At 71.7% G+C, this 23,696-nt stretch carries 28 protein-coding genes and 1 pseudogene; 3 read left to right on the top strand and 26 right to left on the bottom strand.

The window, feature by feature from the left end; genetic code table 11:
* Positions 1-321 precede the first annotated feature (321 nt).
* From NLX86_RS25735 to NLX86_RS25745, 3 genes are read left to right on the top strand one after another with little or no spacing between them, the layout of a single operon-like run.
* On the top strand, positions 322-498 hold the full coding sequence (locus NLX86_RS25735) for a hypothetical protein (RefSeq protein ID WP_254374168.1): 177 nt from the start codon (positions 322-324) through the stop codon (positions 496-498).
* Positions 499-506: 8 nt separating this feature from the next.
* Positions 507-1,718 carry a cupin domain-containing protein gene (locus NLX86_RS25740; RefSeq protein WP_254374169.1) on the top strand — a complete coding sequence of 404 codons (1,212 nt, stop codon included), beginning with the start codon at positions 507-509 and terminating at the stop codon, positions 1,716-1,718.
* Positions 1,628-2,506: an aldo/keto reductase gene (locus NLX86_RS25745; protein ID WP_254374170.1), complete on the top strand. Its 879-nt coding sequence runs from the start codon at positions 1,628-1,630 to the stop codon at positions 2,504-2,506. Before NLX86_RS25740 ends, NLX86_RS25745 begins: the two co-directional genes overlap by 91 nt.
* Here NLX86_RS25745 and NLX86_RS25750 read toward each other — a convergent pair.
* The 26 genes and pseudogenes from NLX86_RS25750 to NLX86_RS25870 all read right to left on the bottom strand — a co-directional run bounded on the left by NLX86_RS25750 (position 2,425) and on the right by NLX86_RS25870 (position 23,646).
* The gene (locus tag NLX86_RS25750; protein ID WP_254374171.1) at positions 2,425-3,264 is read right to left on the bottom strand and encodes a hypothetical protein; all 840 of its coding nucleotides are present in this window, start codon (positions 3,262-3,264) and stop codon (positions 2,425-2,427) included. The two genes, NLX86_RS25745 and NLX86_RS25750, sit on opposite strands and share 82 nt — an antisense overlap.
* Positions 3,265-3,298: 34 nt before the next feature.
* Positions 3,299-4,657 carry a DUF317 domain-containing protein gene (locus tag NLX86_RS34825; RefSeq protein ID WP_254374172.1) on the bottom strand — a complete coding sequence of 453 codons (1,359 nt, stop codon included), beginning with the start codon at positions 4,655-4,657 and terminating at the stop codon, positions 3,299-3,301.
* Positions 4,658-4,723: 66 nt separating this feature from the next.
* Complete coding sequence (locus NLX86_RS25760; protein WP_254374173.1) at positions 4,724-5,842, bottom strand: DnaB-like helicase N-terminal domain-containing protein; 1,119 nt, start codon at positions 5,840-5,842, stop codon at positions 4,724-4,726.
* On the bottom strand, positions 5,842-7,116 hold the full coding sequence (locus tag NLX86_RS25765; protein ID WP_254374174.1) for a DNA cytosine methyltransferase: 1,275 nt from the start codon (positions 7,114-7,116) through the stop codon (positions 5,842-5,844). Before NLX86_RS25765 ends, NLX86_RS25760 begins: the two co-directional genes overlap by 1 nt.
* Positions 7,113-7,976 (bottom strand): hypothetical protein, encoded by an 864-nt coding sequence (locus tag NLX86_RS25770; protein WP_254374175.1) that lies wholly within the window; start codon positions 7,974-7,976, stop codon positions 7,113-7,115. The genes NLX86_RS25765 and NLX86_RS25770 overlap by 4 nt, the downstream gene beginning before the upstream one ends.
* Positions 7,977-8,089: 113 nt before the next feature.
* Positions 8,090-8,875, bottom strand: coding sequence for a tryptophan synthase subunit alpha (gene trpA / locus NLX86_RS25775; RefSeq protein WP_254374176.1), 786 nt, complete (start codon positions 8,873-8,875; stop codon positions 8,090-8,092).
* A 9-nt stretch (positions 8,876-8,884) separates the two neighbouring features.
* A complete protein-coding gene (locus NLX86_RS25780; protein ID WP_254374177.1) occupies positions 8,885-9,505 on the bottom strand; it encodes a hypothetical protein in 621 nt (206 codons plus the stop codon).
* 30 nt (positions 9,506-9,535) lie between these two features.
* Positions 9,536-10,126, bottom strand: coding sequence for a hypothetical protein (locus NLX86_RS25785; protein ID WP_254374178.1), 591 nt, complete (start codon positions 10,124-10,126; stop codon positions 9,536-9,538).
* Positions 10,127-10,141: 15 nt separating this feature from the next.
* A complete protein-coding gene (locus NLX86_RS25790; protein WP_254374179.1) occupies positions 10,142-11,044 on the bottom strand; it encodes an alpha/beta fold hydrolase in 903 nt (300 codons plus the stop codon).
* Positions 11,045-11,099: 55 nt separating this feature from the next.
* Positions 11,100-12,890, bottom strand: coding sequence for a TraM recognition domain-containing protein (locus NLX86_RS25795; protein ID WP_254374180.1), 1,791 nt, complete (start codon positions 12,888-12,890; stop codon positions 11,100-11,102).
* A gap of 34 nt (positions 12,891-12,924) precedes the next feature.
* Positions 12,925-13,698 carry a DUF317 domain-containing protein gene (locus NLX86_RS25800; RefSeq protein WP_254374181.1) on the bottom strand — a complete coding sequence of 258 codons (774 nt, stop codon included), beginning with the start codon at positions 13,696-13,698 and terminating at the stop codon, positions 12,925-12,927.
* 2 nt (positions 13,699-13,700) lie between these two features.
* Positions 13,701-14,033: a hypothetical protein gene (locus NLX86_RS25805; protein ID WP_254374182.1), complete on the bottom strand. Its 333-nt coding sequence runs from the start codon at positions 14,031-14,033 to the stop codon at positions 13,701-13,703.
* 266 nt (positions 14,034-14,299) lie between these two features.
* Complete coding sequence (locus NLX86_RS34830) at positions 14,300-14,689, bottom strand: DUF317 domain-containing protein (protein WP_308409639.1); 390 nt, start codon at positions 14,687-14,689, stop codon at positions 14,300-14,302.
* 151 nt (positions 14,690-14,840) lie between these two features.
* Positions 14,841-15,224 (bottom strand): annotated as a pseudogene (locus NLX86_RS34835) (DUF317 domain-containing protein); the annotation flags it as partial.
* The gene (locus NLX86_RS25815) at positions 15,119-15,475 is read right to left on the bottom strand and encodes a hypothetical protein (RefSeq protein WP_254374183.1); all 357 of its coding nucleotides are present in this window, start codon (positions 15,473-15,475) and stop codon (positions 15,119-15,121) included. The pseudogene NLX86_RS34835 and the gene NLX86_RS25815, both read right to left, overlap by 106 nt.
* A gap of 30 nt (positions 15,476-15,505) precedes the next feature.
* Positions 15,506-16,309: a DUF317 domain-containing protein gene (locus NLX86_RS25820; RefSeq protein WP_254374184.1), complete on the bottom strand. Its 804-nt coding sequence runs from the start codon at positions 16,307-16,309 to the stop codon at positions 15,506-15,508.
* The gene (locus tag NLX86_RS25825; protein ID WP_254374185.1) at positions 16,306-16,665 is read right to left on the bottom strand and encodes a hypothetical protein; all 360 of its coding nucleotides are present in this window, start codon (positions 16,663-16,665) and stop codon (positions 16,306-16,308) included. Before NLX86_RS25825 ends, NLX86_RS25820 begins: the two co-directional genes overlap by 4 nt.
* Positions 16,666-16,962: 297 nt before the next feature.
* Positions 16,963-17,370, bottom strand: coding sequence for a hypothetical protein (locus NLX86_RS25830; RefSeq protein WP_254374186.1), 408 nt, complete (start codon positions 17,368-17,370; stop codon positions 16,963-16,965).
* Between the two features lie 15 nt (positions 17,371-17,385).
* Positions 17,386-18,135: a hypothetical protein gene (locus tag NLX86_RS25835; RefSeq protein ID WP_254374187.1), complete on the bottom strand. Its 750-nt coding sequence runs from the start codon at positions 18,133-18,135 to the stop codon at positions 17,386-17,388.
* A gap of 580 nt (positions 18,136-18,715) precedes the next feature.
* On the bottom strand, positions 18,716-19,153 hold the full coding sequence (locus tag NLX86_RS25840; protein ID WP_254374188.1) for a hypothetical protein: 438 nt from the start codon (positions 19,151-19,153) through the stop codon (positions 18,716-18,718).
* 97 nt (positions 19,154-19,250) lie between these two features.
* Positions 19,251-19,748: a hypothetical protein gene (locus NLX86_RS25845; protein WP_254374189.1), complete on the bottom strand. Its 498-nt coding sequence runs from the start codon at positions 19,746-19,748 to the stop codon at positions 19,251-19,253.
* A 53-nt stretch (positions 19,749-19,801) separates the two neighbouring features.
* A complete protein-coding gene (locus NLX86_RS25850) occupies positions 19,802-21,058 on the bottom strand; it encodes an MFS transporter (protein ID WP_254374190.1) in 1,257 nt (418 codons plus the stop codon).
* Between the two features lie 34 nt (positions 21,059-21,092).
* Positions 21,093-22,193 (bottom strand): hypothetical protein, encoded by a 1,101-nt coding sequence (locus NLX86_RS25855; RefSeq protein WP_254374191.1) that lies wholly within the window; start codon positions 22,191-22,193, stop codon positions 21,093-21,095.
* Between the two features lie 88 nt (positions 22,194-22,281).
* The gene (locus NLX86_RS25860; RefSeq protein ID WP_254374192.1) at positions 22,282-22,626 is read right to left on the bottom strand and encodes a hypothetical protein; all 345 of its coding nucleotides are present in this window, start codon (positions 22,624-22,626) and stop codon (positions 22,282-22,284) included.
* Positions 22,623-23,081, bottom strand: coding sequence for a hypothetical protein (locus NLX86_RS25865; protein WP_254374193.1), 459 nt, complete (start codon positions 23,079-23,081; stop codon positions 22,623-22,625). The genes NLX86_RS25860 and NLX86_RS25865 overlap by 4 nt, the downstream gene beginning before the upstream one ends.
* A gap of 34 nt (positions 23,082-23,115) precedes the next feature.
* Complete coding sequence (locus NLX86_RS25870) at positions 23,116-23,646, bottom strand: hypothetical protein (RefSeq protein WP_254374194.1); 531 nt, start codon at positions 23,644-23,646, stop codon at positions 23,116-23,118.
* Between the last annotated feature and the right edge of the window lie 50 nt (positions 23,647-23,696).

Here is a 23,696-nt window from a genome sequence, read left to right on the forward strand (position 1 = left end):
CGCTTCGCGGTTGGTCTGTGGTCGTCGGTGGTGCCTTTCGACGTACGGGCAGGTCGTGGCGGTGGACTACCAATGATGCGCGGGATGGCCGGTTTGGCTAACCGGCGATCCCGCGCTATGTTGCGCCGGCCCCATGCCCATACGCTGCGCTGAGCGATACGGCCCGCCCGGCGGTGCCTCCTGCAGTCCGCCGTACGCCTCGGCAACGAATAGCGTGCTCCGCACGTCTGTCCGAATCCCGCTCTACTGCCATCTGGTGGACGCGGGTTAACTCAGACCTTCGCCCGGAGCTGGGCGGTAGCGGCTGAGAGGAGAGCGTAGATGGCAGACACGGCGCCCACGCAGCGAGCGGGGACGAGTCCCGCGCTTCTGATCGCTGTGGAGGAGTTGGCGACCGCGCACGACCGCAGCGAGTCCGAGCGGTCCGACGTCACCAGCTCGCAGAACAGCGCGGGCGATGACGGCGACAACCGCGACCTGAACCTCCCGAAGGAATAGGGGGACCCATGGAGCACCGGCTCGTCACCCACATCGAGAAGGCTCTCGGCTGGGACGGGCCGGGTTCCGTGGGGACCGCGTTCGCACGCGGCCGTCTCACGGACCCGGAGCTGCCCGCACGGCTGTTGACCCCGCACAAGCTGCTGGACCTGATCAAGCGCCGCCACCTGGCCAATCCGCAGCTTCGCTGCTACGCCGAGGGCGACGAAATACACCCGTCCACGTTCCTGTCCACCAACGTCAACCGGCGCCGGCAGGCCGTGAGCCAGGCCGACATGGCGGCCCTCGGACGGATCCTCAACAACGGCGGCACCGTGGTCCTGGACCACGTCGACTTCTTCGACCCGACCCTGGAAGTCGCATGCCGGGCCCTGGGCTGGTGGTCCGGCGACCTGACCTCCGCCAACGCATACCTCGCAGTCGGTGAAACCGACGGATTCCATCTGCACTGGGACGACCACGAGGTCATCGCCGTCCAGCTCTCGGGCGAGAAGTCGTGGGAGGTGCGCGGCCCCTCCCGGTCGGCGCCGATGTACCGCGACGCCGAACGCAACCGCACGCCCTCCGAGGAAGTGCTGTGGAAGGGCACCATGCGGGCCGGGGACGTCATGCACATCCCCCGCGGCTTCTGGCACACCGCCACCCGACTCGGCTCCGGCAGCAGTGGCCACTCGCTGCATGTGACGTTCGGGTTCACCAAACGGACCGGCGTCACGTGGGCCAACTTCCTGTCCGACGCAGCCCGCGCCGATGAGGCGTTCCGCCGCGACTTGGAAGGTGCCGAGGGAACCGCGCACGAGGTGCTGGCGGACAAGCTCAGCGCTCTGGCTGCCACCTACAGTCCCGATCGGTACTTGGACGAACTGCGGTCCAACACGCCGCCCGCCCGCCACATGCCCTATGTGACCGCCTTCGGCCGCCCGGCGGGGGTCGCGGCCGTCACCGAGTTCGCCCCCTCCATCGTCCGGTCTGGCGACAGGCTCCAAGTCTGCGGCGGTGGCAAGCGGCTGACCCTCCACGAGCGCGCAGAACCGGGACTCCGCGCGCTGCTCTCGGGTCACCCGGTCTACCTCGACGGCGCCGACGAGGACACCACCACCCTGGCCGACCTGCTCATCACGGAGGGGCTGTGCGAACCACTGACGGAGACGTCGTCCTCGGGCTATACCGGTCTCGTCACCCCCGTGACGTACTCGAAGCAGCCGCCGACCTCGGCGTAGCGCGCATCGACACCGCCTCGAACTACCTCCGCCATCGCTCACACGAGGTACTGAAGACGGTGGCCGGCGATCTCCTGCCGAAACTCGCGGTCTCCACCAAGGTCGGATACTTCCCCGGGGAACACTCCCTCGCCCCCGCCCGGCTGCACGCCGGAGTCGAGCAGGCCGTGAAGGACCTGGGACGTGAACCGGACACGGTGCTCCTCCACAACCCCGAGCACTCCCACCCCGACGCCGAGATGCTGGCGCAGGCGTGCGCAGTCCTGTCCGACGCCGCGCAGACGGGGCTGTGCGGGGGGTGGGGTGTGTCGAGCTGGGATCCGCGCCCGCTTGCCGACCTCGACGCTCCTCGCCCTGATGTCCTCATGGTCCGTTCAGGGCTAGTGGTGGGTGCCGACGCCCTCGAAGCGGCCGAGGCCCTTGTGACGCGTTGGCGACCGTCGCAGGTGTGGGGCATGAGCCCCTTCGGCGGCAGTACGAGCGAGGCGGTGTGGGGGAAGTTCGATCCGCGGATCTTCCTGCGGAACACCCCGCCGGCCACGAGTGCCCAGGCGGCGTTCCGCGCCGCCTACGGCCTGCCCCGGGTCGACGCGGTCGCGGTCGGTACGGACAACGTCGACCACCTGCGGGAGCTGGTCGGCGCCCTGGCGTACGAGGTCGATGACCAGGTGGTCCGGGAGTACCGGCAGCTCCTCCAGGCCCGCCGTCAGCCCGTCCGAAGTTCCTTCACCACTCGCTCCGCCGTCTCCCGGGCGACCCCCAGTCGAGGATCGTCCGGGTCGGCGTAGGGGCCAAGGATTTTCGCGGCGACGAACAGGGTCATCAGCTTGCCGTCCCGGCTTTGCAGATCGTCGCGCCGCTCGCTGCGGACACGGTCGGCCAGAGCGGGGACGGCGAGGGAAGCGCCCCACAGACTTGCCGCGTCCAGGCCGCACGGGGCCATGCCCCAGTCCTCCCAGTCGAACACGCAGAACACCGGCGCCGTCATATTCGCCCAGTTGAAATCCGCATGGGCCGGACGCCATTCGCCCACGGCCGTATCGACGCCAGGGAAGACGCTGTGGACCGTTTCCGTGACCAGTTCCTGTGTGAGGGTCTCGGTATCTGGTGTCGCGATCCGGTTGGTGTGCTGCGCGGCGAGGGCATCGAGGGAGGCATTCAGGGCGGCCCACCACTCCTCGGGCAGCAGCGGATCCTCCGCCACCACCGCACTGCCGACCGGCGCCCCGGGCAGCAGCTCGGTCTCGTCCGCGCGCCACATCACCGGCTCCGTCTCGTCCCGCCACGCGACGCCGGCGAGCCAGGACGGTTTCGCGATCCCGCGCAGGGCCTCGGCGGACGCGGTGCCGTCCCCGCCCTGAACCCCGATCCGGTCGAGCCCACGCCGCTCGACACGCACCCATGAACCGCGGTCCGTACGCGCCCCCACAGACCGGCGCTTACGCACCACAGTCTCGTGATCCAGGCGCACCCCCAGCGACCGCTCGACACGGTCCAGTACGGCTTCCACGGGCTCTTTACGCAGATCCACAGAACGCAGCGTCATACGCCTGAAACTACCAAGTCTGGGATGGCCGCAGTCAGCGTGTACGGCTGGCTGCGACCGCCGGGATAGTCGGCGGTGCGGTGCCCAGGTTCGTCCTGCGTTCGCGGCCCGTGGTCTGCGCCCGGCGGCTGCCGGTTCCCTGGGCGAGGTTCTCGGCCAGGTGGGCCAGCAGCGAACTGGGGGTGCGCGGGGACGCGGTGAGGGTCCAGGTGGGGCGGTCGGCGTTCGGGCCGGCCCAGACGGTCCAGGTCGCGAGGGTCTGGTTCGGGTGCTGGGCGGCGAAGGCGTCGAACTGGACTCCCGCGTCTGCCGCAGGGGACGTCCAGCGGATCCAGCGCCCGTCCACGGTGTGCTTCCATCCGGCCTCGGAGAGGGGCCGCGTGGCGGCGGTGACGGTCCTTTCGTCCACCGGGGCGCTGACGGCTGTGTCCCAGCCGTCGCCGTCGGCGAGGTGATCCAGCAGTTCCTGCAGCACGGGGGCTGGGGTGGCGCCGGTCGTGGTGAGCACCCACATGCGGTCGGAGACCGGTGTCTCGTACGCCGCCACCGTCCATGCGGTCTCGTGGGCGGGGGCTTCGTGGGTGCGCTCGATGCGCAGGGTCTGGGATTCGTGGATGGCGTGAGTCGTCTCGTCGGACCAGGTGCGCCACTTCTCCCAATCGCCGTGTGCATCCAGGAAGGCGTCGAGCAGGGCGTCGTGGTCGCCGGCATCGGCCAGGTAGGCCGGAACGGTCTCCGGCTCCGGGCGGGACGGTGCGGGCTTGGCTGCGGTGAGGCCGAAGGTGGCGCGGGCCTCGGCGGCGGCGCGTTCGGTGTCGGTCAGGGGCGCCGCGCCGGGGCGCATGTCGGCGGTGTGGACCTTCTCGAAGGCGAGCAGGGCCTGGGCGGGCGAGTCGAAGGTGTCGGCGACCTGGCGCAGGTGGTCCTCGCCGTGGAGGTAGATGGACTTGCCGTTGCGGCCGAGGTAGGTGCCGACCGCGACGGTGGTGTGGCCGTCGTGGGCGTGGGCGTGGATGAGGAGCTGGCCGTGGCGGATGTCGTCGTGGATCTTCTGGGCTTCGTTGGAGACCCTGCGGATTTCGCTGCGGGTGCACCAGGGCATCGGGTAGTTGGCCCAGGTCCATTCCTCGTCCATGGCCTCCCGGAGCCGAGGGGTGATCTCGACGGTTATACCTTCGGCGGACAGGTGCTTGGCTGCGTCCTCGGCCCAGTAGGGCTCCTCGTGGTCGATGCGGACCAGGACCAGGACGTTCTCGGCGACGACGGTCCAGTCGGCTGCCTCAAGACCCATGAGAGCGATGCGGGCCTGGGCGCCGGTCAGGACCGCGGTCACGGAGCTGGGGTGAGTGGGGTGGGTGTCGAGGCGGACGTGGGCGTCGATGGGGGGAGTCACGTGGGGGTGTCGTCTCTTCTGCCGGTGGCCGGACCTTCGGGTCCGGCCACCGGCGTATGCAGGGTGTTATCGGGTTGCTCGCGCAGCGCGGGCGGTGTGCGCGGCCGTGGTGGTCGGTGGGCCGGCGCGGGTGGTAGGCGCCGGGCGCGGTCGCTGCGGCGGGACCGTTCCGGTGGCGTGCTGCCAGCGGGTACGAACGGCGCCGATGTCGGCGAGGGATCGGCGGGCGCCGACGACGAGTTGGAACGGGGTGTTCGCCGGGTCGCCGGCATACGCCTCGATGCGCCGGCCCGTGTGGTCGGCGGTGGCCAGGAGGGAACGCTGCAGGGCGCGCTCGCCCCAGTGCTCTACGGAACCAGCCGGTTCGGCCAGCAGGCGGAGCACTTCGCCCGGGTTGTTTCCGTCGTCCAACACACCGCGCTGCTGGGCCTCCCACAAGACGGTGACGGGGTCGACGGGCTCGCGGCGCCGGGCGAGGGTGGTCAGGCACTGCCACAGGCTGGCGTGCAGCGGCAGGGTGAGGTCGTCGGGGAGCAGCCACCGAATGGAGTCGATGTCGGCGGGGTGGGCGGTAGCGGTGGCGAGCAGCAGCTGCTCCTCCTCGACCGCATCGGTGCGGTCGGGCGCGATGGCTGGCGGCGTTTCCGGGGTGCGGGGCAGGACTCCGGCGCGCGGCGGGAAGCGGCTCGCGATGTCGTCCACGACCGCGGCGAGTGCGTCGGCCTCGGCGAGCACCGTCTGGATGGGGTGCGGGAGGGAGGCATCGTGGACGGTCTGGACGAGGCGTTCGGCGGCCGTCTGCAGCCGGCGGCGGGCGTGTTCGGCCTCGACCATCCGCGCGTAGGCCGGTGCGTGGCGGGGCCAGGGACAGACCTGGACGAGGGTGTGCAGGTACGAGGCGGTCAGTCCGCGCGCCTGCCCGCGTCCCTTGGCGAGCACGCGGTCGAGCCATTTGGTGTTCTTCGCGTGCTCGGCGGGGTTGGGCGGAGGCAGGGTGCTGATCGCGGCGAAGAGGGCGGCGTGCGCGGCGGTGGAGAAGGAGTCGGCGGCGATGCCGGTCACGTCGCCGAGACGGTGCGGGTCGAGGAGGAGGGCGCCGAGGAGGGCCTGCTCGACGTGGAACACCGGCTGCGGCGGTGCGATGGCGTCGAGGTCGTCTTCGTCGGGTTCCGGGGTGTGGGGCATCAGGCGGCGAGGGTGAAGTCGTCGGGGTCGAGGGTGACGCCGAGGTGTGGGGCGAGGAGGTGGCCGGCGAGCAATGGGGGTACGGCGTTGCCGATCTGCGAGAACTGCTGGCCCTTGTTGCCGGCCCAGGGGTAGTCGGCGGGGAAGGTCTGCAGGAGGCCAGCCTCGCGGGCGGTGATCCGGATCGGCTCCGGTACCGCCGGCGCGTCCGTGCCCTTCTCGTCCGTGTCCTTGGTCGGAGCCGAGGCCGGTTCGGCGACCCAGGTGCACTCGTTCGCCCGGTGCCCGAAGAACAGCGTGCCTGCCGGCTCGGACAGCGGACGGACGGTGGCGTTGGCCTGGTTGTTGCTGCGCAGGGACCAGGACCAGCGGTGCGCCTCGGCGGTGAACGTCGGAGCCGGAGCGTCGGCGGCCCGGTTCTCGCGTATGCCGTGCCGGGCCTTCCAGCCAGCGCCTTCGCGGCGGGACTGCAGGACAACGCCGTCCGGCCGGGGCATCCATGTGCCGCGCTCTCGGGCGTCGGAGAGTGTCTTGCGGGAGCCCGACGGGAAGGGTTCGGGTCCGCCGCCGGCACAGACGGTGGGAACGGGCCGGTCGGTCGCACCCCACCCCAGTGCCTCGGCCATGCTGACCCAGCGGGCGCGGCCCGGCCCGAACAGCGATTCAGACTCGGCGACTTGGGAGTGCGTGGGAGTGGGAGGCTGTGCCGTGCGGACCCGGGAGGCGAGGAGGATCGCCCGCTTCCTGGTCTGCGGAACGCCGAAGTCGGCGGCGTTGACGATCCCGTACCAGACGGAGAACCCCCAGCCGCGCAGGACGGCCGCGTACTGCTTCCACAGCGGCAGGACGTCCGGCACCTCCTCCATGGCCACCCAGTCGGGCTCGCCGACCGTGTTCAGAGCGTGCAGATAGCGCATGGGTTCGGCTGCGAGCAGGGAGCGCTCGTCGCGGCACGCGGCGAGGAGGCGTTCGCGGGTGTCACGTCCGGCGGCCAGATCCTCGACCGCCGCGTGCACCAGCGGCTGGTCGAGTAGGCCGAGGCGCTTGCCAGCCATGCTCCACGCCTGGCACGGCGGACTTGCGATCAGCCCCCGCGTCCGGCCGACCCACGGCCACGTCGGATACATCGCCACGTCGGTGCGGATCGTCAACTGGCCAGCCGCGGCACGGGTCTTACAGGCCCACTCGTCCCATTCCAGGCCGACGTCCCGCCCGCCCAGTACGGTCAGGGCGTGGCTCCAGCCGCCCGGCCCCGCGAAGAGGTCAAGTATCAAGAAGCCAGCCCGAAGTCGTCCTGGGCCAGCGCGTCCGCGTCACCCGGGCACGCCCAGGGCGAGCAGCCGTCCACCACGCCGTGCTCCAGTTCCTCTGCGTCGGCCGGCTCGTCCTGGCGGGCTGCCCGTTCGGCGGCGGTGACGTGGTCGATCGGCGCCTCGTCGAGAGGGACGCGGGAGCGGTGAAGGAATGCCTGGCCAAGCAGGTGGTTGCCGGTGGCGTTGGCGCGGGCGTTTCCCTTCCGGATCGCGGCGTCGAAGTCGACGACGTCCTGCCACTCGTCGGGGCTGGTGTCGCGGATGTGCCTCCACTGAGAATTTCCGTGGAAAGGACAGCCGAGGCACGACGATTTCGGGGTGTCCGCGAGACCGAGTGACGTCAGGTAGCGGATGCAGTCGCTGCGGGACCATCCCATATCGATGAGGGGATGCAGGTTGCGCATGTAGCGGACGTCGGCGTCCTTGGCGCGGTGGAATTCATCCGTCGAAATTCCCACCCACTGCTCGACGAACACGTCCTTCGGGATACGCCGAGGGTAGGGGTATCCGAGAATTTCGCGGACCTTTTTCTTGATCGGCTTGATTTTATATTCACCCGTGCACTGGCGTCGGGTCATGCCCTGCTTCCCGTCCTTATTCAGGATGTAGAGAGGCATGGACGCGAACCTGTGATCCGGGTCGAGTGCGTCGTTGCGGATGTTTCCGGAAGAGGCGCGCAGTACCGGTATTCCTGCGGGTGCGGCGATCTCCTTTTCGAGACGGTCGAGGTGGGCGTATACGGCGGCGGGTTCCCAGCCGGTGTCGGCGAATATTGCGTAATCGACCTTCGGGAGGACCCCTTCGGCGGAGAGGGCGAGCATGGCGCTGGACTGAATCCCGGCGCCGAGGGATATGGCAAGAAACTGCGGGGTGGTGGAAATGGCGATTCCTGACGGGAGTGGAGGGAAAGAGAGCGCCGGTGTCCCGGGCGGGATCAGCGAGGCCGGTGTTGGAGGGCTCGGGCGTAGGCGGCGACGAGGGCGCTCGCAGCGTCGGGGCCCCGGTCCAGGGCGCGGACCACGGGCGTGCCGATCACGACGGCGTCGACCAGAGGGGCGACGGCGGCGGCGAGAAGCGGGGTGGAGATGCCGACCCCGGAGACGACGGGGAGCGGGCTGGCCGAGCGCAGCCGCCGCACTGCGGCGGAGAGAGCTTCGAGGTCGAGGTGCCCGCGGTATCCGGTCGGCGCGGCACTGGCGGGGGCGTAGAGCCACCCGGACGCGGTCGCGCTGATCGCGCCGAGCTGCCGTTCGGTCGATGTGCGGGGCGCGAAGCGCGGGGCGGTGAGGCCGGCGGTGGCGGCGATCTCACGCCAGGTGTCGGCCGCCTCGTCGGGGAGGTCGACGACCATCACGCCGGCGGCGCCCGTGTCGGCGAATGAGTGGGCCAGGCCCTCGGGCCCGTGCTGGGTGACGGCTTCCCAGTAGGTCATGACGACGGTCGGCGCGTGGCGGGCGGCGTGCTCGACCGCGCGGAGGGTGCGGTCGAGCACGTTCCCGTTGTGCAGGGCGCGGCGGTATGCGGACTGGATGACGGGGCCGTCGAGGAACGGCGTGTGGTGGGCCAGTCCGATCTCGAACACGTCGGTTCCCGACGAGGCGAGCCGTTCGAGGACCCGGCGCTCTGCGGTCGGCGGATGCAGGCCAGCGGGCACGAACACGCCCAGGGAGCAGCGCGGTTGGGCCAGGGTTGTCCGGAGGGCTTCGGTGGGAGCGGGCACGGCGTTGCTCTAGCGGCGGCGTCCCGCGAGCGGGGTGGGGGTACTCGCGGGGGTGGTGCCGGCTCCGCCCTGAGCCGCCGACTCGGGGGCCGTGTGCTGGGCTTTGGTCAGATCGGGCAGCGGCGGCTGGTGTTCAGGGTGGTCCTTCAGGTCCCGGGCGATGCCGGTTGCCGTGTAGTGGCAGCCGATCGCGCACAGGTCGAGGTGGTGGGCGGCGCCGGACAGGCTCTCGGCCAGGAGGGGCGCCGCTTCGGCGTGCCGAGCCTGGCGCACGGTGGCGTCGCCGACCGGCGGGCCGCCGGGAAATCCCGCAGCGTCCAGCGGGTTGGTGGCCACCATCGTCGACAGGTCCGCGGAGGCGAAGGCCGCGGCTTCGACGACGGAACTGAGCGTGTCCAGGGAGGATCGGCTGCCGGGCACGGTCGTGTACTGGCTGCCGTCGAGCACGGACAGACGGGTCAGGGTGCGCCCGATCAGCTCGTGGATGGCGAGGATCTTCGGAGCGACGTGCTGCAGCGTCTCGCTCCCTGGGGTGGCGTTCAACGCCTCGACGGTGGTGTGCAGGGCGGCGAAGTCGTCGCCGAGCTTTCGGAGGTGGTCGATCTGCAGGGAAAGGTCGATCTGACGCATGACGGTGTAAGGGGCCTCGAGGTGTAGGGGTCAGCGGGTGCGGCGCTGCGCCCGCGCGGCAGTCGGGCCAGCGAGCACCGCCTGGGAGGTGCGCCGGGCAGCGGTCGGAATTGCTGCGGGCGTCGGGATGCCGAGGTCGATGCGCACACCGAGTCCCTCGGCGTACAGGTGCGCTTCGGCGCGGACCACGGTGTTCACGGCCTCGCGCTCGCCCATGTCGGCGGGCAGTACGTGCCGGGCAGGGTCTTCGCTGGGGATGAAGCCGTGCTGCGTGAGGATGCCGCTCGCCTTGTCCGTGGCCGCTGTCGCGGTGACGGTTCCGTCGGCGAACCGGAAGTGCACGGCGGCCTTGGATATCGGGCCGCGGGTGGTGCTGGCGAGGTCGACAAAATCCATGGTGTGCGCCAGGAGCCCGTACATCGCCATACCGGCCCGCTCGTGCGCGTCCTCGGACGTGCCCGGCGGCAGCAGGTAGACGCTGCGGCCGTGGTCCTCGCGGGCGGTGAACCCGGCTCGGGTCAGGATGGCGTCGGCAGCGGGTATGCGGCGGTTGAGCACGGCGAACGTCCATCCGTCGTCGGCCGAGCCGATGAAGACATCATGGTGGTCGGCGAAGGTCACGGAGTTCCCTGACGGTTAGCGTCTGGCCGCGGCGGTGATGCGGTCGGCGATGAGTTGCGGCTGGCGTAGCGGTAGGGCGTGGGTGGCATCCGGCACGATCTCCAGCTGAGCCTCGGGCAAGAGCTGCGCGAGGCGGCGGGTTTCGTCTGCAGGGATGTGGGCGTCCTGCTCGCCGGCCAGGATCTGGACCCGCTGCCCCAGCGCTTGCAGCGGTGCCGGGTCGTGGTGCTGCTGGGTGAGGTCGTTCCACAGGGCTGCGATGTCGGCTGTGGGCAGGGCGTGGAGCCCTTGCCGGCACGGCAGCGGCTGAGGCGATGCGCCTCGTGTGGTGGGTGGGCGCAGTGTCCAGCGGCTGGTGGCGGGCAGCTGCCGTCGGACGGTGTCGAGTAGCCGGGGTGCGCGGGTGCAGGCGGTGGCCAGCAGGTCACGGCTGCCGGCGAGGAGGGCTTGCCCGGCTCCGTTGCCGGTGCGGGTGCTCAGACCACCGGGGGGCGGGGAGACCAGTACGAGCCCGCTGATCCGGGGCGCGAGACGCGGGTGGCGGGCGGTCAGCCGCATAAGCGTCATGGCGCCCATGGAATGCCCGGCCAGCACGAGAGACCTGCGTGGCGCGGCGTGGCCGATGAGGTGTGCGAGGTCGTCAGCGAGCTGGTCCAGGGTGAGTGGGGCGGCTCCTCGGGTGGAGTGGCCGTGGCCGCGTTGGTCGTAGCGCACGACGCGCAGGTTCTGCTCGGTCAGCAGCGGCACATGGCGGCGCCAGAGGGCGGAGGTGACGGAGAGACCGTGGACGAGGACCACGGTCCCCGGACCGTCGGCCGGGCCTTCGATGTGCGTGGAGAGCTGAGTGCCGTCTGGGAGCGGTACGGCCAACTGCCGTGCCGCGCTCGCAGCGTGGGGGTGGGTGACAGGGGAAGGCATCAATCTCCGAAACACAGGACTGGGGTGTGCCGGGGCGAGGGGGCGGCCTGGATTCTTAGGCGGCTGTGCCGAAGTCGGACTGCTTCGGCGCGTGCTTGGCGATCGCGCGGGCGGTGATGCCCTTCGAGGCGCGTTGGGAAGCAGCGGCCAGTTCGTCGGCGCCGGGCTCCAGGTACCAGGGGCGGAGGTCGAGCATCGCGGCGCGCATGCCGGTGGCGAAGCACAGGGCGGTGCCCTTGGGGAGGGCGCGGATTGCGTCGGCGGGCAGGATGCGCTCCTGCCGCATCGACACGGAGGTGCTCTTGCCGGACTCGGAGTGCGAGGTGGAGGTGGTCTCGACGTCGTGGTCGCCGATCAGCCGGGAGAGCTTGTCGGCGAAGTCCGGGTCGTCGATACCGGAGCCGATCACCTTCACGGTCGAGGCGGACCACATGGCGTCCATGCCCGCGTCGCCCCAGACCTTTTGGCCCTGGCGGTAGGACTGGAGGATGGTGATCGGGATGATTCCGCGGCTGCCGAGGTGGGAGTACAGGTCCGGCAGGTCGCTGATTTTGCAGACGTTGGCGGCCTCGTCGAGGATCGCGAGCATCGGCGGGTCGAGGCGTCCGCCGGCGCGCTCGGCCTGTGCGGTCGCGGCCCGCATCACTGAGTCCGCGCACGCCGCGATCAGCGCGCTCGCTCCTCCTCCGCCGTCCTTGCTCAGCAGGTAGAGCGTGTCGGTGGAGGTGACGAAATCTGACGGCCGGAACTCGGGGACATTCTTCTGCGGGGTCACCCATGCCGCGATCTCGGAGTTCAGCAGGGCGGCGGCGTACTGGCGGGCCGTCTCGTAGATGCCGTCGCGCGTCTCGGGCGGGCCCTCTACGGTGCCCTTGAGCTGTGCCGCGACGGCGGTGAAGCCGTGGTCGCGGAGGATGTCCAGCGGGGTGCGGTCGGCGGGGAAGGCGAGCCACTGCATCACGTCAGTGATCGGCCGGTCGTCGAGCGCCGCCGCGAGGAACAGCTGGGACAGGATGTTGGATCCGGCCTTCGACCAGAAGTCACCCTGCTGGGAGGCGTCCACGCTCGCGGCGAGGAAGTGGCTGGCCAGGCGCCCCGCTCCGTCCAGGGTCTTCGCGCCGGCGAGGGGGTTCCACCACATCTCGCGGGCCGAGTGCGCGATCTGCTGCGGGTCCATCGACCACGCCCGCCCCGCCGCCGCGCGGGTGTCGAGGGTGGCGGTGTAGGCGTCGCCCGCCGCCTTATTGCTGGTGAGCAGGACCGGTCCGGGCGCGTTGAGGATCGAGGGGATCGCCAGGCTGGTCGTCTTGCCTGACCGCGGGGCCATGATCGCGACGGCGACGTCCTCGTACCCCATGCGCACTTCGTGGTGGGTGCCCTGCAGGTTGCCGAGCAGGATGCCGGTGTCCTTTGCGTCGATGTGCTTGGCGGTCTTCAGGCTCGGGCGCAGGGAGCGGGCCTTGTCGGTGATCGCCTTGGCCATCAGTGGCTGGATGTCTCGGGCCTTGGCCATCCCGGTGATCTTCTTCTTCCGGCCGCTGCTGCGGTTCGTGTGGCGGGACCACAGGACGCCGGCTGCGGCGCCGAGCGCGAGCAGGACGATGATCGGGACGATCCGGGCGCCGATCAGCAGGGACGTTTCTGTGGCCTGGGGCCAGAGTTGGTCGGGGTGGAGCAGGGCGGCGGCCGGCTGGTACGGCGCCCAGGTGGCTCCGGTGAGGTACGCGGTGATGTTGCCGGACAGCCAGGCGAGGTGGGACAGGGGGACGACGACGGCGAGCACTCCGAGGAGGAGGCGGAAGGCGATGTCGTACCCGTCGGTCGAGTTGCTGGAGGGAGGAGGCAAGGGGCGATGTGCTTCCGGGCGGGGGCGGAGGGGTTCAGCGGGCGCGGCCGGGGTTGGCCGGAGGGCGTCGCGGGGCGCGCGGAGTCGCTGGCGGGGCGGCGCGGCGGGTGGCGAGCGTGCAGACGCGGCCCTCCAAGGCGGAGGCGACTTGCGCGGCCGGCAGTTCCCGGTCCGTGCGGGTGACGAGATCCGGATTGCGGGTCGGGAGACTGAGCGGATTGGACCGTGCCACCGGGCCGCGGTCGGCGAGCGCGGCGGTGAACGCGGCGATCAGGTGCGGCGGAGTGTGCTCGCCGAACCGGGCCTGCCACACCGGCCGGGATTCGCTAAGCGTGGCGGTGGCGAACCAGGGGCCGCTTCCCTCGCCGTCGAGGCATTGGACGTACGCCGTGCCGTCGGGCGAGACGAGTCCGTTCTGGACGCGGGCGGGCGCCCAATCGGCTTGCAGGAGCGGCTCGTAAGGATCCGCCTCGGCGGCTGTGGTCGCGGCCGGATCGGTGAAAGCGTCGGTGAAGCCGGCGATGATCTCGACCGGGGTGCGGGCGCCGAAGCTCGCGTACCAGGCGGGCCTGTCCGGCTCGGCGGCGTGGTGGAGGGTCCACCACTGGCCGTCGGGATCGGGGTCCAGCCGCAGCAGGGCCTTCTGGTCGGGGCTGGAAAGGATCACGCGCGGCATCAGGGGGTCGTGGCCGTAGCTCCAGCCACAGGCGCGGTGGAGGCGGACGGTGATCCACGAGGGGTCACCGCCGCCGGCCAGGTGACGCGGGGCGATGAACTCGACCTCGACGGTCTCGGGAATCGGGGGCACGGTCACCTCCGCACCGACGTGGTCTGGCCCGACGCGGGGACTGCGGTCACAGTCGGAGGCGGGGCCAAGGGCGAAGGGGCTTGCGGGGCGGCAGAGTTGATGTCGCCGATGGCCTGGCCGTGAGTGGCCCAGTCGTCGAGGTAGCTCCACGATTCGGCGTGATGCTCGGCGAGAGCGTCAGCGAAGGCCGCGGTGCCGGGCCGGGCGTCGGCTGGGAGACTGTCGCGCGTCTCCAGCCACTCCTGATGCAGCGCATCCAGGCGGTCGAGCGCGGCATACAGGACGCCCAGTTGGTACCCCCAGCGGTTCTGCACCGCGTGGGCAGGCAGGTGCACGAGTTGCGTCTCGGCCGTGACCAGCAGGTGACGGGCGCCGGCGCGGACGGTCTCGAACGCCTCGGCGGTGTCGGCGTCGCGCTGGCTCTGGCGGAGCCCGTAGGCGTGGTCGTCGTACGGCCAGCCGTCGAGACCAGTGTGCTCGTCGGAGTAGGCGTCCCAGGCGTTGAGGATCTTCTTGCTGTCGTGGATGAAGCCGTCGAGGTGGTGCAGGAACTCGCGGTGAGCGGTGGGATCGAGGGAGATGGTGAGGTGTCCTCTCGGGATCAGCGGCGAGCGGTCGGACGGGAAGTGCCGGTCTTGGCCGGGGCGCTCGTGAGTTTCGGCTGCTGCGGGCGGGGGGCGGCGCGTGCCTGCGAGCGGACGGCGTCGAGTCGGGCGGTGTGCGCCTCGACGACCTGCTGCGGGGTGAGCGGGCTCGGCTGCTGCACGACGCTGTGGTGGGCGGTGCGGTCGAACATGCCGCGCTGCAGCGGCGCGTCGTGGGCGAGCGCGGTGACGAAGGCGTTCATCAGGTGAGCGGGTGCGTGGCCGTCGATCCAGGTGTGCCAGATCCGGGGGTCCATCGGGGTGCCGTATCCCGGTTCGCAGGTCTCGACGTGCCAGTGCCACGCGTCGCGCCTGCCGCCGTCGTGCCGCTGGCGGATGTGGCACATGTCGTCCGGCGAGACGGCGGCCTTCTCGGCGTCGATCGTCCAGCCCGCGGCCTCCAGTACGTCGAAGGGGTCCGGCTGTTGTGCGGGCGGGTGGGGCGATGAGGGCGTCGGTGAGGCTGCCGAGGATCTCGGCGGGGACGAGTTCGCCGAACTCGGCGTACCAGCCGTGCTCGGTGTCGGTGGGCTCGCCCCGCAGCCGCCACCACGCGGAGGTGGCGGACTGCGGGTCGAACTGGAGGCTGTGACGGTGGTCCGGGCTCGTCAGGACGATCTCGGGACTCAGCGGGTCGGTGGTGCGGGTCCATCCGGCGGCGGCCACGCCGTGGGTGACATGACGGGCGTCACCGGGGCCGGCGAGGTGACACGGGCTGGTGTCGAACGGGATGCGCCAGGCGTGCTGGTTGGCAAATTCGGCGAGCTGCCGTTCTCTCACCGGCACCGGCCGCACCCGACTGTGGACGACGGGGCCTTCGCGTACAGGGCGCGGAGGTCGTCGAGGACGTAGTGGAGGGTGTGCTGGTCGGCCTGCTCCCACGCCGCGGTGCGCAACTCCGTGATCAGGAGGTCGACTTCGGTGGTGCGCGGGGTGTCGGGGTGGTCCTGCACGGCGCGGGCGAGGGCGCGCAGGGCGTCGGCGAGCTGGACGGGGACGCCCGTGTATTCGTCGAGCAGGGGCTCGACGAGAGCGAGCGCCTTGGCCGGCTCGGGGTCCTCGCGCAGGTAGTCGGTGAGGCGGGACAGAGTTTCGGTGGCGGTGCGGACGTGGTCCGAGGTGAGTGCGGGCACAGGGCTCCTCGGATGTTGGGGCTTCGGAAGTCAGTGACGGGTGCGGGCGCCGCCGGCGTGGGCGTGGGGGCGAGCCGTGGTGCGGGGCCGGGGGCTGCGGACGGAGTTGCGGGCCCAGGTGGCGGCGCGGGCGGCGGCGATCCGGGCCTGCTGCCAGGCGCTGAGCTGGGAGGGCAGGACGGAGACGGGTGTGGTCCGGATCTGTGTGCTGTGCGGGACGCGTCCGCGCGGGCGCATCACGGGCTCGGGACTGGCGAGAGCAGCCGAGAAGGCTTGCACGAGGTGCATCGGGGTGCTGGGTGCGAACTGCGCGGTCCAGCCGTTGCCCTGCTGGTCCTTCGCACCGGACCACCACATGGCATCGCCGCCTGGGGTCTGGTGGAACTGCATCCAGGCGGTTCCGTCGGGGCTCACGGCGGTGACGTGCCGGGCGTCGGGCGGAGTGCGCCAGCGCTGCTCCTTCAGCGGCGCCCACACGTCGGGGGCATGGGCGGAGCGGGGACGGGTGAGGGCGTCGGTCAGGCCGGCGACGATCTCCACCGGCGTCTGCCGGCCGAGGGTCAGCCACCACTCGTCCTGGTGCCCGGTCGCCTTACCGTGGATCGTCCATCCGTACGGGAGTACATGGGGGTCGTAAGCGATCCGGACCGTGCGGTCCGGGCTCTCCAGGAAGAGGGGACCGCCTGCCTTGGACTTGTCCTGCCAGCCGGAGGCGCGCAGGAACTCTGAGACGTGGCGGATGTCGCCGCCGCCGGCGAGGGGGCGGGGCTCGACGAGGTAGTGCTGCTCGGCCGGCTCGCCCGGTCCCCAGCCCTGCCACTGCTTCTTCTTCACCGGCGCCGCCGGACGACGAGCGGAGCAGGGGCTGGTGGCTTCGCCGTTTTGGTGGCGGGCTGCGTGCTGACGTGCCGGAGGGCCTCGCGGTGTTCGTCCAGGTCCCCGCCGATGGCGTCGAGTTCGTTCGCTGCCCGGCCGAGGGCGAGCCACACTTCCGCCGGCAGCGCGCCGCGCTCGGCCTGAATCTTGGCGAACACGCTGCTGGTGGAGACGAGGTGGGTGACGCCGCCGAGGACTCCGTCGTCCGGTTCGAGGACGCGGGCGATGACCTGTGTGGCCTCGTGAGGGGGTAGTTGGGCGAGGTGGTCGGCGAGCTGGCCTAGCTGGCGGGTGATCGCGTCGGCCAACTGCACCGGGTAAGGGTGGGGTGAGGCATGCTCCTCCAGGTCGGAGTGGGGCAGTGGTGGTGGCGGTGCCCGATCCGCTGGGCCTCGGCGAGAACGGACTCGGGGCGTGCGCCGGCCAGCGGAGAGGTGCGGTCGGGGCCGGTGGGGATGCAGGCGCGCAGGTAGCGGCGGAACAGCGCGGTCGCGAGGCGGGGCTTCAGGCGGTGGGTGATCGGTGGGGGTGTGCGGGGGAGTACGGGTTTCTCCGGTCGGTGGTGCGGGGGCGGGGCGGCGCCGGCGGGGCGCCGGGGCCGCCGTTCGCTCTTACGGTGTGTGCGGGGACGGCGCGGGGCGCTCGGGAGCAGCGGCCGGTGCCGGGTTCTGCGTGGCGGGGCGGGGCTTGCCGGAGCGGATCTCGTGCGCGGCCTGCTCGTAGGCGCCTCTGTCGAAGACCTCGGGGGTGCAGTTGACCTTGTATCCGGCCATGAGGAGGGTGGGGATCGCGCGGCTCGCCAGGCGCTTCTGGTCGTGGGCGTCGAGGTGTTCGGGGACCACGTGCCACATGTAGACGGGCCCGGCGGTGCGGATCTCCTGGCGGTCCAGGCCGAGCCGGTCGAGCAGGTCGAGGAGCTGCTCGGGGGCGCCGGTGGGAGTGTCGGCGTGGATGGTGGTGGTCAGGGCCTTGCGGTAGATCTCGACGTCGGTGCCGTACTCGTCAGCACGGTTGCCCATGAACGGTTCTCCAGTTCAGCGGCGGCGGGGTACGGGAGCGTGCGGCTGCTTCGCCGGGCTCGGCGGTGTGGCGGAGGGCGCGATCCGGCCCGAGGGGTGCTGGAGCGCGGTGGCGATGCCCTGGGCATCGAGCTGCCGGCCGGTCTCGCGAACAGTGCGCGCCTGAGCTGCGGTGTCGTCGCCGCTCAGCCGGTAGATACCGGTCTGCGTGTCCTGGACGAACCCGTTGGCGGCCAGCACGGACTCGGCGGTCTCGCCGACGGGCGCGGCGGCGAGGCTTCCGTCCGGCTGCCAGGTCAGGACGACCCGCTCCAGCTGGGACGGCTGGACGCCATTGACTGCGTTGTAACGGACCTGGGCGAGCGCGGTGTCGTAGCGGGTCAGCAGGTCGCCGGCGACCTGCTCGGCGCCCCGGAAGGGGTCGTCTGTCAGGGCGATGCCGTTCGGCTCGCGCATCCCGCGGTACGCCTCGTCGGGGAGATCACGGGGGGCGACGGCGGCGATGAGGAATCCTTCGCGTTCGTCGGGCCGATCGAGGACGACGAGCTGGGCGCCGTCCTGGCGGGTCAGGACGGCCGCCTGCTGGAGCGGATACTCGGCGAGGGAATCGGCGACGAGGTCCAGATCCCAGATCCGGTCGCCCAGTTCGGCGAGGTCGTCCTTGTGCTCGGGCGGGTGGTAGGTACTGGTCCAGGCACCGGGCAGTTCGCCGGCGAGAACGTCGGCGTATGAGGCGAGGCACTCGGAGTTTTCGTAGTCGTGCATGGTGTCCTTGGTGGAGTGGGGCGGTGTCAACGGCGCAGCCCAGCGGCCACGGGAGGCGGTGCTTGGGCCGGCACGGTGCGCGGCGGTGGCGGGCAGGCGCACACGGCGGAGCGTTCGCGTTCGTTGGCGGGGACCTCTTCGGCGCAGAATGCTGCGGCCGGGGTGCGGGGCGTGCCGGTCGGCGAGGGCGTTGCGGGTGTGGGAGAGGTCGGTGCGGATGACGCGCAGACGCTCGTCGGCGAGGTAGCGCAGCCGCCGGGCGATGTGCGGGTCGGCCGCGTCGCCGAGGCCGTCGTGGAACTCGGCGGCGGCGTCCAGGACTTCTTCGAGGGCGGCGAGGATGCCGTCGTGGGAGGCGGTCAGACCGGCGGTGATCTTGTCCGGGCTCAGCAGGCTGAGGATGCTGTGCCCGGTGGCGCGAGCCGTCCAAGCGGCGTCTGCGCAGACCTCGGCCGATTCCCGCCAGCTGGCGTCGAGTTCGCGCAGGTCGCCTGCCAGGCGGCAGGCCAGGACGGGTCTGCCGGATTCATGATGGCTCGGGTCCGGGTCTGTAGAAGGGCGAGGGTACGGACGGGCGGGCTCACCGGCCGCCCCGGGCGTCGGCGACGTGCACGAGCTGGTTGAGGGCCGTGGTGGTGTACCAGCCGCAGTCGATCAGCGCGTTGTGCTCGGCGTACTTCGGCAGGAGGTGGTCCTCCATGGCGCGCAGGTAGATCAGGCAGTCCGGGCAGCGGCGCGAGAGGTGCACGAGGTAGCGGGGGTGGGCGGTGATGTACGTCTGCGCGCCTCCTGTCGCGTCGCGCAGTCGCCATCCGTCTTCGTCGGTCGGGGTGTGCCAGGACGGTGCGACGACGCGCATTGCGTCCCCCCACATTTCCCCGTCGGCCACCCCTTTGAGGACGACGATCTGGTCGCCGGCCTGGAAGTGGGCCTGGGTGATGTCCCGGGCGGGGGTGAGCGGGTCGGGCGTCGGCGCGAGGGCCGGGGTCGGCGGAGGTGTCCAGGAGGGCGGGATCATGCAGGTCCTTCCACGCGGAGCGGGGCGGCGGCGGGAGGATCAATGGTCCGGAGGATCGCCGGTTTGGCTAACCGGCGATCCCCGGCTATGTTCCGCATCAGCGGAACGGGTTCTCCGTCCCGCGGTCGTCCTCGTCGGCGGCGACGAGGAGTTCGAGCAGGTCAGAGCCTTCCGCGTCTCGCTGGTCGATCCACCATCCGGCCCGGGTGATCGAGCGGGCTTTCTCCTCCAGCTCCGCCCAGTCGGCTTCGTCCCACGCGCCCTCGACGACGACCGCGGTGTGCGCGGCTGTCATCAGCTGGTGGCGGGATCGCTCGGCCCAGTCCTGGGCACGCTCCGGGCCCTCCAGGAGCGGCATGTCGAACCTCTGGGCCCACTCCGCGGCGGCCTGCTGTTCCTCGGCGCGCTTGGCGGCGAGCCACTGCTCCTTGGACTCCGTGTCGGCATCGCGAGCGGCCTTCCAGCAGTCGGTGCAGTCCCTCCCCGCAAGCCAGCGGGCGAATCCGGCCCGCCGGTCGGCGGGCCGGTCGGACAGGTCGTGGACGACCTCGTGGCCACACGAGTGTTCGACGGTCCACTTCGTACGGACGGCCATGGATAAATCTCCTTGATGTTGGTTGTAGGTAGGGGAGTTGAGGGCCGGATGGCTCAGGCTTGTGTGCTGCGGCCCGGTCGAAGGCGGCGGTTGCGACCGTGCTCGGCGGGGGCGTGGCCGGGGCGGGCGAGGAGCAGGACGGCCAGGGCGAAGGCGGCGCCGGCGGCGGGGAGCGCGGCACTGGCGAGGGCGTGGTCGGCGACGCGTCCGGCGAGCGCGGTGCCGGCGGCCTGGCCGGCGCCGATCGAGAGGATCAGCCACGCGTACGCCTCGCTGGTGCGGCCTGCGGGGGTGAGTGCATCGGTGGTCACGTAGGCGCAGGCGACGACCACGGTGAGGAACGCGCCGGGCAGGCCGACCGCGGCGGTGGCCGCGTGCGGGCCGGGCAGGGCGAGCAGCGGCAGCCACCCGGCCAGGAAGGCGGCTGTGCTGGCCAGGAGTTGGCGCGTGGTGGAGCCGGGCCAGGCGCGGCGCCCGTAGACCAGGCCGCCGAGGAAGCTGCCGGTCGAGAACGCGGCGGGCAGCAGGCCGGACAGCATGTCCCGGCCGTGCTGCTCGGCCATGGCGACGGCCCAGACGTTCAGGGCGCCGATCGCGAAGCCGATGCCGGTGAGGGCGATGAACAGCGCCACCAGTTGGGGGCTGGCCAGCCGCCGTCCTGCTCCGTCGGCGGCGGTCATCGGTGTGGGTCGCCAGCGGCGGGACGGGGGCGCGGTCGCGACGACGAGGGTGCCGGCCAGACCGAGGGCGGCGGTGGCAGCGAGCGCGACGGCGGGGCTGTGCGCGGAGGCGAGTGCGGCGACGAGGAGGGGGCCGACGATGTACAAGAGCCCTTGCGTGCCGGTGTCGAGGGCTAGGGCGGCGTGCCGCAGCCGCGGGTCGGGGAGCACGCTCGGCCACAAGGCGCGAAGTCCGGCTTCGAGGGGCGGCGTTGTCAGGCCGGCGGCGACGACGATCGTCATCGCAAGGGCGGGTCCACCCTGTGGCCCGGCGACCGGCAGTGCGAGCAGGAGGCTGGAGTTGAGGAGGGCGGCGGGCAGGTGAACGGCCCTCTGGCCGTAGCGGTCCATCAGGCGTCCCTTGACCGGCTGGGACAGCCCGGAGGCGAGCCCGTACAGGGCGCTGAGCAGGCCGCCGAAGGCGATGCCGCCTCCGGCCGCGAGGGTCCACAAGACGATGGCCACCGGTGCCATGCCGTTGGGGAGGCGGCCGGTGAGGGTGCCGCCGAGGAGGCGGGCGACGTGCGGGCTGCCCAGCACCGCGCCGTAGGTGATGCGCGGTGCCGGGGCCGTCGAGGCGGTAAAGGACAACGGGAGCTTTCTGTCAGGGATCAGGTGGGGGCCGTTACGGGCGGCGCGCGGGGGCCGTGGTGCGGGGAGGCGGAGCCGGGGGCGTCGTGTCCAGGGCGGGGCGCGGGCGGATCCGCGGCGGTTTGGGGGCGCGGTGCGGTGGCAGGACGGCGACGGTCGCGCCGAGATCCTCCGCCGCCTCGTGGACCTCTCGGGTGAGGAAGTCGAGTTGCCGGCCGAGAGCATCGAGCCGGGCGGCGATCTGCCGGCCCTGCACGGTCTCCAGGGCGTTCGCGAACTGACCGGCGGTATGCAGGAGTTCCTGCATGCGGACCATCGGGCCTGCGTCGTATCCGGGCTGCGTGGCGGTGAGCAGCGTCTCGGAGACGTCGCCGGCGGCGCGCGCTTCGACGACGTCCTGATGCAGCTCTTGCAGGGACACCTCGGGCGCGGGCTCCGGGCGGTTGAACCGGGAGGTGTCCGAACGAAGGGCTCCGGGCGGGACTGCTCGTGGGAGCGCCTGCCCGGCCGCGTACTCGTGGGCGTAGTGCCCGATCACTTCCCAGCCAGGCGCGTCCGGGTCTCCGGTGAGGGCGATCACGGTCGAGGTGTCGTTCTCGACCAGATAGCCGAGCGTGATGCGTCGCCCGTCGGCCGCGTACCACGACTCGATCAGGTCCAACTCGCCTCGTCGCTGCGCGGCGTGGGCCATCTCGGTCCACATCTGCCGTTCCTCGTCGGTCAGCTCGGGTTCGGGCTGGTGGTGCTGGTCGGCGAGGTCGGCGGCGATGGAGCCGTGGTCCGCCCAGGCGGCGAGATGGGGCCACACCGCCGTCTTCTGTTCGCGCTCTGCGGCCGAGCCAGGGGCGGCGGGGCGGTCGAGGACGCGGACGATCTCGGCGTGGGAGACGGCGAGGGAATCGAGCAGGTCGCGCCACGCGGTGGTGTGCCGGGCGGGCGGCAGCTCGTCGAGGGCGCTGTGGGCCGTGTCGAGCAGGTGGCCGACGTACGGGGCGAGATTCGTCGCGTACGTCTCGACTGCCGCCTGGTTGCGGCGGGCGCGGGCGGCTGCGGCTGCGTGTTGGTGGACGGTCCGTCCGTAGCGGTCCCGGGTGGTGTCGAGCACGCTCTCGGTCTCGCGGTCGATGACGGCCATCCGCAGCCGGAAGTCACGGGCTCGGGAGACCAGTTCGGAGAGGTCGGTCGCGCGGGTGTTGGGGATCTGTTCCTCCTGGTGGTCGGGGTCAGCGGCCGGCCCGGCGCCCGGGAGGGGCCTGCGCGGTCATGGCCGGCGGCCGTGCCGGTCCGGACGGCGCGCCCTGCTCGGAGGCGGCGGCGCGCAGGTCGGGCGCAAGGTGCACCGGGTAGCGGGCGGCGGTGAGCATCCCCGCCGCCCAGGTCGCGTGCTCGTTCTCCCAGTCGCGCCCCATGTCGAACGGGAGCCGGATCCAGTGGCCGCGCAGCGTCGGCTCGAACAGGAAGCCAGCGCGTCGCAGGACGTCTGCGGCAAGGGAGTCGAGGACGCCTTCGGCTTCGACCTCGCCGCCTTGACCGCGGGTGATGCGGATCGGTTCGGTTCCGGGCTTCACCGGGACCGTCCGGTCGCGGAGGCGGTGAGGTGGACGGTGGGTGCGTAGGTGGGCTTCGGCGGAATCGGCCGTGCGGACGGCGGTGAGGTGGTGGGCGCCGCACGGCGCTGGGATGACCGGCCGGCGGCGGCCTGTGCGATGCGGCTGCGCCGCTCCATCAACGCGTTGGGCCGGACAGGGCGCGGTGGGCTGGCCGAGGCTGCGGGGTCGAGGGCGACGTCGGCGTGCACGGCGTAGCCGTGGCGGCGCAGGTCGTGGACGGCCTGGCGGGTGCGGCGCGGACCGTCGCGCTCGGGCTCGGTGAGCCGGAACAGGCCCGGCTCACCGAGCACAGGCTCGAACTGCTCCCGCACGAGGAACCAGTGGGCCAGGTGGGCGGGCATGGAGGAGGTGAAGGCGGCGACGAAGCCGTGCTGCTCGTGGGTGCCGAAGGCGAAGTGGGTGCCAGGATCCAAAGGGAGGGGACTCCTTACGGTGTTGTGCCGCAGGTCAGCGGCGGCGGGCGGGCTGCCCCGGTGGGAGGGAGCGGGGCGGCGCGGAGACGGCCAGGGCGGTGCGCTGTTGCGGGGTCGCCGCGCGGGCCTGGCGGGGGAACGATTCGCCGTGGGTGAGCCAGGTCTCGACGGCCGCCCACGTCCGCGCGTTGCGCTCCGGGCGGGTGAGCGGAGTGCCGCAGACCAGCTCCTCGCGCACGGTCTCGGCGTCGCCGAGGGCGTCGGCCAGCCGCGCGAGAGCATCGGTGTCCTCGGGCCACGGGGTGGCGGTGGGGCGGCACCGGTCGAGCAGCGCGGGAGCGTGGTCCAGGACGGTGCGGAACTCGCGCCAGGTGCTGTCCAGGAGCTGCTCGGTCGCGGCGCCGCGCGCGTCGATGGCGAGCGGGGTGGCGTTGCTGTACCGGCCGGAGGCGTCGAGGAGGTCGGTGCCCAGCTCGTCCCAGCCGACGGCGACGCCGTCCACGAGATGCCGCGCCATGGCCTCGACGTCTTGCCCGAACCGGTGCTGGTAGGCGGCGAGGAGCATGGGCAGCTTCTTGCTCGGCTGGCCGTCGAGATGGACGTATATGCCGGCGT

The organism is Streptomyces sp. A3M-1-3, assembly GCF_024213665.1.
Lineage (GTDB): Bacteria > Actinomycetota > Actinomycetes > Streptomycetales > Streptomycetaceae > Streptomyces.

What these genes read in the sequence shown, in the direction of transcription:
- NLX86_RS25735 (WP_254374168.1), top strand. Translation starts at nt 322, where the DNA reads ATGGCAGACACGGCGCCCACGCAGCGAGCGGGGACGAGTCCCGCGCTT.
- NLX86_RS25740 (WP_254374169.1), top strand. Translation starts at nt 507, where the DNA reads ATGGAGCACCGGCTCGTCACCCACATCGAGAAGGCTCTCGGCTGGGAC.
- NLX86_RS25750 (WP_254374171.1), bottom strand. Translation starts at nt 3,264, where the DNA reads ATGACGCTGCGTTCTGTGGATCTGCGTAAAGAGCCCGTGGAAGCCGTA.
- NLX86_RS25760 (WP_254374173.1), bottom strand. Translation starts at nt 5,842, where the DNA reads ATGCCCCACACCCCGGAACCCGACGAAGACGACCTCGACGCCATCGCA.
- NLX86_RS25770 (WP_254374175.1), bottom strand. Translation starts at nt 7,976, where the DNA reads ATGCTCGCCCTCTCCGCCGAAGGGGTCCTCCCGAAGGTCGATTACGCA.
- NLX86_RS25780 (WP_254374177.1), bottom strand. Translation starts at nt 9,505, where the DNA reads ATGCGTCAGATCGACCTTTCCCTGCAGATCGACCACCTCCGAAAGCTC.
- NLX86_RS25790 (WP_254374179.1), bottom strand. Translation starts at nt 11,044, where the DNA reads ATGCCTTCCCCTGTCACCCACCCCCACGCTGCGAGCGCGGCACGGCAG.
- NLX86_RS34830 (WP_308409639.1), bottom strand. Translation starts at nt 14,689, where the DNA reads ATGTGCCACATCCGCCAGCGGCACGACGGCGGCAGGCGCGACGCGTGG.
- NLX86_RS25830 (WP_254374186.1), bottom strand. Translation starts at nt 17,370, where the DNA reads ATGGGCAACCGTGCTGACGAGTACGGCACCGACGTCGAGATCTACCGC.
- NLX86_RS25835 (WP_254374187.1), bottom strand. Translation starts at nt 18,135, where the DNA reads ATGCACGACTACGAAAACTCCGAGTGCCTCGCCTCATACGCCGACGTT.
- NLX86_RS25840 (WP_254374188.1), bottom strand. Translation starts at nt 19,153, where the DNA reads ATGATCCCGCCCTCCTGGACACCTCCGCCGACCCCGGCCCTCGCGCCG.
- NLX86_RS25845 (WP_254374189.1), bottom strand. Translation starts at nt 19,748, where the DNA reads ATGGCCGTCCGTACGAAGTGGACCGTCGAACACTCGTGTGGCCACGAG.
- NLX86_RS25855 (WP_254374191.1), bottom strand. Translation starts at nt 22,193, where the DNA reads ATGGCCGTCATCGACCGCGAGACCGAGAGCGTGCTCGACACCACCCGG.
- NLX86_RS25870 (WP_254374194.1), bottom strand. Translation starts at nt 23,646, where the DNA reads ATGCTCCTCGCCGCCTACCAGCACCGGTTCGGGCAAGACGTCGAGGCC.